The organism is Haemophilus haemolyticus, from assembly GCF_001008275.1.
Classification (GTDB): domain Bacteria; phylum Pseudomonadota; class Gammaproteobacteria; order Enterobacterales; family Pasteurellaceae; genus Haemophilus; species Haemophilus haemolyticus_P.
Genome location: NZ_LCTH01000030.1, coordinates 1 through 7,610 on the forward strand (window position 1 = coordinate 1; position 7,610 = coordinate 7,610).

General features: G+C 35.0%; 8 protein-coding genes. 3 read left to right on the forward strand and 5 right to left on the reverse strand.

Translation table 11 applies throughout. From position 1 onward, the window contains the following. Positions 1–121: 121 nt before the first annotated feature. Positions 122–775, reverse strand: coding sequence for a DNA transformation protein TfoX (gene tfoX, locus AAX15_RS04555; protein WP_080950425.1), 654 nt, complete (start codon positions 773–775; stop codon positions 122–124). Between the two features lie 385 nt (positions 776–1,160). Here tfoX and recA point away from each other — a divergent pair, with 385 nt between their 5' ends. Then, positions 1,161–2,225 carry a recombinase RecA gene (gene recA / locus AAX15_RS04560; RefSeq protein WP_005636084.1) on the forward strand — a complete coding sequence of 355 codons (1,065 nt, stop codon included), beginning with the start codon at positions 1,161–1,163 and terminating at the stop codon, positions 2,223–2,225. Between the two features lie 79 nt (positions 2,226–2,304). Further along, positions 2,305–2,757, forward strand: a complete 453-nt coding sequence (gene recX, locus AAX15_RS04565) for a recombination regulator RecX (RefSeq protein WP_046939328.1) — start codon at positions 2,305–2,307, stop codon at positions 2,755–2,757. A 2-nt stretch (positions 2,758–2,759) separates the two neighbouring features. Here the strand turns inward: recX and crcB are convergent, their stop codons facing one another. The 4 genes from crcB to hcp form a co-directional block, all read right to left on the reverse strand. Next, the gene (gene crcB / locus AAX15_RS04570) at positions 2,760–3,146 is read right to left on the reverse strand and encodes a fluoride efflux transporter CrcB (protein WP_046939329.1); all 387 of its coding nucleotides are present in this window, start codon (positions 3,144–3,146) and stop codon (positions 2,760–2,762) included. Beyond that, on the reverse strand, positions 3,146–3,964 hold the full coding sequence (locus AAX15_RS04575) for a Cof-type HAD-IIB family hydrolase (RefSeq protein WP_046939330.1): 819 nt from the start codon (positions 3,962–3,964) through the stop codon (positions 3,146–3,148). The genes crcB and AAX15_RS04575 overlap by 1 nt, the downstream gene beginning before the upstream one ends. A 112-nt stretch (positions 3,965–4,076) precedes the next feature. Then, positions 4,077–5,099 (reverse strand): NADH oxidoreductase, encoded by a 1,023-nt coding sequence (hcr, locus tag AAX15_RS04580; RefSeq protein WP_046939331.1) that lies wholly within the window; start codon positions 5,097–5,099, stop codon positions 4,077–4,079. Between the two features lie 103 nt (positions 5,100–5,202). Continuing rightward, a complete protein-coding gene (gene hcp, locus AAX15_RS04585) occupies positions 5,203–6,855 on the reverse strand; it encodes a hydroxylamine reductase (protein ID WP_046939332.1) in 1,653 nt (550 codons plus the stop codon). Between the two features lie 366 nt (positions 6,856–7,221). Between hcp and AAX15_RS04590 the strand changes: the two genes are divergently transcribed. Then, positions 7,222–7,610: Rossmann-fold NAD(P)-binding domain-containing protein (locus tag AAX15_RS04590; protein ID WP_046939333.1), on the forward strand; the 389-nt coding region annotated here is incomplete at its 3' end.

Below are 7,610 nucleotides of genomic sequence, written 5' to 3' on the forward strand. Positions count from 1 at the left end.
CAACGACACACGTGGAAACTTAAATACTTCACAACAGTGCGTCGTTGTGTGCGGTGCATTATAGGGATTTTAAAAACCCTTGCAAGTACTTTTTGCAAAAAATCATTTGAATGAACAAATTTTATTCGTCATCTAATTTTCTATAGCCTTTCAAGCCATTCTTTCTCAAAATTTCGTTTAATTTCTTTAATAAACGCTCTTTTTCAGATTGACTTAAAAATTGGCTATTTTTATTTTGCAAAGCACATACTAACTTCCAATAAAAATCTAAAGTTGCTCCGCTGCCGCTTTTCTTTAATTCCACCAATGCATTTTCTGCACCAATTTCTCTTAGCATAGCAACATCAGTGATGCCAACTTTTATTAGCGCTCTTTCGTGCTTGATAGTTAAATTGGGTAAATCCTTTAATCTATTTAGCTTTCTCAAAGTACGATCTAACTTCTGATTGCGGATTTGCTGAATAGAAAGAATAATCAATTTTCTACACAACATATTATTGCGCATCACCTGATCTGAAAGCGCATAATATTGAGAAAGTACAAATCTCTTATTCAACTCATTTGTTGTAAATGGTTCACAACCTAATTTACTTAATTGAATTGCAAGCTCATCCTCACCACGTAGATAAAGTTTTTTATTCTGCCAAATGGCAAACATTGTCTCTTCCTTGTGAAACAAACCGTAACCTGTAAAAAGATTTTTAAAGGTAACATTTCCTACCAACTGATCTAATAGAAGGCAAACATTATTTATATGCTCGTCTTTTATGTTCATATTAACCTCATATGGATAAGTAGTTTAAAGGAGTTAGTAGAAGTACTTCTGATTTGGTTTATATCATGAAGTTTTTCATCTTACTAAGAATAAATTTCAGATTTGTGAAGCTGATCGTAAATTTAAAATTTATTTTTATGTAAACAATTGGTTTATATATAAATATACTATATTTAAAAATTTTCTTACCATTATATTTTGTATATAATTTAACCTAAAAATTCAATTAAGAGGCTTTTATCACAACTCTCTCATTTTAAGGTTTAGCTCTGCTTTTTTTGGAATACAGATCCCATATTTTTCCAAATATGAATATTTTTCTTGACCTGTACATCAATACAGATATAATCACAAAAAACTTGAACATTCAAACAGGAATTCACTTATGGCGACTAAAGAAGAAAAACAAAAAGCACTAGCAGCAGCATTAGGACAAATCGAAAAACAATTTGGTAAAGGCTCAATTATGAAGTTAGGCGATACCAAAACGTTAGATGTAGAATCTATTTCTACTGGATCACTTGGTTTAGATGTTGCACTAGGAATTGGTGGTTTACCTATGGGACGAATTGTAGAAATTTTCGGACCAGAATCATCTGGAAAAACAACATTAACTCTTTCCGTCATTGCTCAAGCGCAAAAAGCGGGAAAAACCTGTGCATTTATTGATGCAGAACATGCCCTTGATCCTATTTATGCAGCAAAACTTGGGGTGGATGTAAAAGAACTTTTTGTCTCTCAACCAGATAATGGTGAACAAGCACTTGAAATCTGCGATGCATTAGTTCGCTCTGGCGCAATTGATGTAATTATAGTGGACTCCGTTGCCGCACTGACACCAAAAGCTGAAATTGAAGGGGATATGGGTGATTCCCATATGGGGCTACAAGCTCGTTTAATGTCACAAGCTTTACGTAAACTTACTGGCCAAATTAAAAATGCAAACTGTTTAGTTGTATTTATTAACCAAATCCGAATGAAAATAGGTGTGATGTTTGGTAATCCTGAAACCACCACAGGCGGTAATGCATTAAAATTCTATTCTTCTGTTCGCTTAGATATTCGTCGTACAGGTTCTGTAAAAGATGGCGAAAATATTATTGGAAATGAAACCCGTGTAAAAGTAGTAAAAAACAAACTAGCAGCACCATTCCGTCAAGTAGATTTCCAAATTCTTTATGGCGAAGGTATTTCAAAAGCAGGGGAATTATTAGAACTTGGTGTAAAACACAAGCTTGTAGAGAAATCAGGTGCATGGTATGCCTATAATGGAGAAAAAATTGGTCAAGGCAAAACTAACTCAATGAAATGGCTCAATGAAAATCCAGAAAAAGCAGATGAATTAGAAGCTCGTTTACGCGCAGAATTAGTGGCTAATCCAGAACAAGCTTTAATGGCTGACATTGAACAATCTGAAAATAGTTCAGAATCAGAAAGTGATTTTGAATAAATCAAATCATCAACGCCAAAAGTGCGGTCATTTTTAACCGCACTTTATATCAACTCAATAAAAATAAAGGAATCATTCCTTGTCATCTCTTGCTTTTAATTACATAGTTAATCTTCTTTCTCGCAGAGAATATAGTGAATTCGAGCTCCGCAATAAAATGCAGGAAAAGAACTTTTCGGAAGAAGAAATTGATGATGCATTATCTTTATGCCAGGCAAAAAATTGGCAAAGTGATCGTCGTTTTTCAGAAAATTATATAAATTCACGCGTACAAAAAGGTTATGGTATAGAAAGAATTCGACAAGAATTACTCCAATTAAAAGGTGTGTCTTCTGATATTATTGATGAAGTTTTAATGGAATCAGAAATTGATTGGTATGAAATGGCAGAGAACTTGTTACGTAAAAAATTCCCAAATTACAACGAACAGCAAACGCCTAAAATGAAACAAAAAATTTGGCAATATATGCTATCACACGGATTTCGTAGCGATGAATTTGCTGATTTAATTGGGAAAAACCAAAGTGAATAGGATTAATGTAAAAGTTGAGAACAAATTTTATATACCCAAATTCCCAACACAGTCATAGCTAAACACCCGAATAAATGCATCATCAAAACACAAAATCCATTTAACCACTTGTCATTAAAAAATAATTCCACAACTTCGGAAGAAAAAGAAGAAAATGTGGTTAGCGATCCTAAAAAACCAGTAATTAAAAATAACCGCCATTCAGAACTAATTTGTGGAAATTGCCAAAAAAGCCCAAGTAATACACCAATAATTAAACAACCAAGCAAATTAGCAATTAAAGTCCCAAAAGCAAACGAAGAAAATAAAGGATTAAATAACAATCCTATAGTCCAACGCAATGACGCGCCTAATATTGCACCATAACTTATAAATAATAATGCCTGCATTAATAATCTAATCCAAATTGAGTTCGCAAATAATGAGCGACTGATTCTTCTTTATTTGAGCCAATAACTTCTAACTCTGGACAAGCTTTTTTTAAACGAATATCTGCATCTTGCATGATACAGCCTTTACCAGACCAAGAAAGCATTTCTACATCATTCATTCCATCACCAAAAGCAATACAGTCTTTTAACTCATACTCCCGTGATTCGAGTAAATGTTTTAATGCATCGCCTTTTGAAACATTCTTATTCATTACTTCCAAACAAGCTAATGCTGAATAAACAATTGTCGTTACGTCACCAAACTTATCTCGTAAATAAGTTTCTACTTCAACTAAATCTTCTGGAGTTTTACCAATAAAAAAGACTTTTTCTGTCCCACGTCCATGATGTTTGGAAAAATCAACTACGTTATAATCAAATCCAGATTCCTTATGGAACTGACGCATTGCAGGAATATCTTTATTAGTAAACCAACCTTCATCTTGATAGCTATTCATGCATACTTTGGAAGTATCAAATGGCGTTTTGTAAAGCTCGAGAACTAATTCTTCAGGCAAACTATTGCTATAAAGCAAATTACCCTGTAAATCCCGTACTCGAGCACCGTTTGATGTAATCATAACCGCACGTTCCGCACCAATTTTTCCAAGAATGGATGACACATCGGTATGATTGCGTCCTGTTGCCAAAATAATATCTACGCCTTTTTGCTCTAATACTCTCAGCGTATCAATAGTAAGATCACCGACTAAATGTTCAGGTGTTAAAAGTGTGCCATCTAAATCAGACACCATTGCTCGAAAAGGTAAATTCATAAAAACCTCAAAAAATAAACTGCGGTTATCATATCACTAAATATACAAATTGCCCTTGTCTAAGATCAATGTATAAAAAACCGTAATAAAAATAACCGCACTTTATTAAGGATTAAGGCATTAAATCAACTGATATATTTCCTTTCATTTGACAGCAGCACGCTAAAACATAACCTTGTTTAATTTCATCTTCTGTCAGCGGTCCGTTTGAACTCACTTCATAATCCCCGCTCACCACTAAAGTTTTACAAGAACCGCAAATACCTTCTCTACAGGCGGCAATAATCGGTGCTTTATGTTCTTCCAAAGCAGCTAACAATGTTTTTCCAACAGGTACAGAAAAAGTTTGGGGTACTGGATTAGTAATAGAAAGCGTCACTTGTTTACTATTATCTAACATACAATTTTCTGCTGAAGAATGAAATTGCTCTAAAAAGAAACGCTCAGATGGGATACCAAGGGATTCTGTCATCGCACGTAAATCATTCATATAACTCTCTGGGCCACAAGTCAGCACCGTATAATCAGCTATATTGGGTACAAGGTCAGATAACATTTGACTATTTAAACGTCCAACTATAAAGCCATCATCCGCATCAACAGAAGCATTAATAAATAATTTTAACTGTGGAAATTGTTCTTTCAGTAATGCCCATTCTCGTTTAAAAATAACATCTTTAGGCGAATGGACACTATAGAATACAACCACATCTACACCCGGTTTATTTTTTAATAACCAGCGAGTCATAGACATGATTGGCGTAACGCCACATCCACCAGCTACAAGTAAATATCGATCACTTACAATGCGGGTACAGGTAAATTTACCCATTGGATCGGATAACCAAATTTGATCACCTTCTTTAATTTCGGATGTAATCCAATTAGAACCAACTCCATTTTTAATACGGCGAACGGTTAAAGTAACAAAACGGCTCATTCCTGGCGTAGACGATAGTGTATAAGCTCGCACAATATTTGGTGTATTACGAATACTTACTAGAGCATACTGACCTGGCTCATAAGGGTAAAAATCTTGTGCGATTAATTCAATTGTATAGACATCATCAGTTTCCTGATGAATAGAATGCACCTGCATTTCGTTATAACACAACGGATTCTGATTATTTGACATAGAATTTTCTCTTTGAAGATAGAAAAAAGTGCGGTGAATTTTTAAAATGTTTATAAAACAAATACTACAAATTAAAAAATCGACCGCACTTTTCTATGAAATGTTATTTAGCTAAAGCTTCTGCCATATCTTGTTCTGGAGTAGTCAAGCCGCGCAAACCGAATTTTTCATTTAATAATGTCATCACATTATCATTTAAAAATGCTGGTGCAGTCGGTCCTGTATAGATATTTTTAACACCTAACGCCAATAAGGTAAGCAAAATAACAATAGCTTTTTGCTCAAACCAAGAAAGCACAAGCGTTAATGGCAATTCATTAACGCCAATACCCAGTTTTTGTGAAAGATTTACAGCAAGCATTATCGCAGAATACGCATCATTACATTGCCCAACATCTAACAAGCGAGGTAACCCATCAATAGAGCCAAAATCTAATTTATTAAAACGATATTTACCACAACCTAAAGTTAAAATCGCACAATCTTCCGGTATTTGACGAGCAAAATCAGTGTAATAGCTACGTTCACCTTTGCTACCATCACAACCGCCCACTAAGAAAACATGACGTAATTTTCCACCAGCCACAAGATTAATCACTGCATCTGAAGCATCTAATAAAGTTTGACGACCAAACCCAACGGTAATTTTGTGTTCTAATTCATCATAAGGGAATCCTACCATTTCTTGCGCTTTCGCGATAACTTGACTGAAATCACGATCTTCAATGTGCGTTACACCAGGCCAGCCCACAATACTACGGGTATAAATACGATCTGCATAATTGCCAACATTAGGATCAATAATACAGTTAGAGGTCATAATTACAGGACCAGGGAATTTAGCAAATTCTTTCTGCTGATTTTGCCAACCACTTCCATAGTTACCAACCAAATGGTTGTATTTTTTCAATTCTGGGTAACCATGCGCAGGCAACATTTCACCATGAGTATAAATATTTATCCCGGTTCCTTCCGTTTGTTCTAAAAGTGCTTTTAAATCTTTTAAATCATGACCAGAAATTAAAATACATTTTCCTGCTACAGGCTTCACATTTACCGTTGCTGGAACAGGATGACCAAATGCTTCTGTTTCACCCGCATCTAATAAACTCATTACTTGAAAATTCATATTACCGATGCCAAGAGCATTTTCTAACAATTCATTTAGATCACTTGGATTCGTTCCTAGCCACGCCATAAACTCATGGAATTGACGATATACCTCATTATCAAATTTACCTAAAACATGGGCATGTTCCATATAAGCAGCAGCACCTTTTAAACCGTATAAACAAAGCATACGCACACCATGTACTTCTTCCCCAATCAAAGTGCGGTCAGAATTTAGGGCAAAATTCGCAGCTTGTTTTGTTAAATCAGAAATCGTTGCACCTTCAAGCTGTAAATGAGCTAACGGATGGTTTATATCAATACTTGGATTTAGTGTACGGCAACGTTTCATTAAATTATCACGATAAGCGATGGCTTGTTGCGCATATTCAACTATACGTTGAGAATCAAAGTTTACATTAGTCAAGGTAGAGAAAAATGCTTGTGCCGTAAAAGCATCAATTTCATTATCGATAATAGCTAAATCTCTCGCTTGAATAGCCCAAGCAGATAAGCTTTGCAGAGTTGCAACAAGGAGGTCTTGTAAATCAGAAGTTTCCGCAGTTTTACCGCACATTCCTTGAGAGTAACTACAACCGTTACCCACAGGTGTGCGCATTGTTTGTTCGCATTGTACGCAGTACATAATTAAGTCCTTTTGATTAGAATAGAAAGTTTCGTTATAAACCCGATAGAATCACTCAGATTTATAAAAAAATGATAAAACCTTTTTTCTAGCAGATACAAAAGGAAATTTGTATTAATTAGAATTTGTTTGATCTAGATTAAGCCAATACTAATAACGAGTTAATCTATTTTTATTTAAAAGAACATAAATTCTAACAATACTAAAAATCACGCAATAAAATTTCATATATTGGCATTACCAGTTGAAAAACGATAACAAATTTCATTTTATTTCTCTTATAATGCAACCGTTCGAACGACAAGCAGTATCTCGAATGATGTATGTTTATTCCCCAATGGATAGTCAAAACACAAGGAGATTATTATGGCTTTCAATATGAAAAATAGACATTTACTTAGTCTTGTTCATCACACAGAACGTGAAATTAAATATCTCTTAGATCTCTCCCGAGATTTAAAACGAGCCAAATATGCCGGCACAGAACAACAAACATTAAAAGGCAAAAATATTGCGCTCATCTTTGAAAAAACCTCCACCCGCACACGTTGTGCATTCGAAGTCGCCGCTCATGACCAAGGCGCACAAGTCACCTACATCGACCCTAACTCCTCCCAAATTGGCCACAAAGAAAGTATGAAAGATACCGCCCGCGTATTAGGCAGAATGTATGATGGTATTGAATATCGTGGCTTTAAACAAAGTATCGTTCAAGAACTTGCTGATTATGCTGGTGTGCCAGTATTCAATGGTTT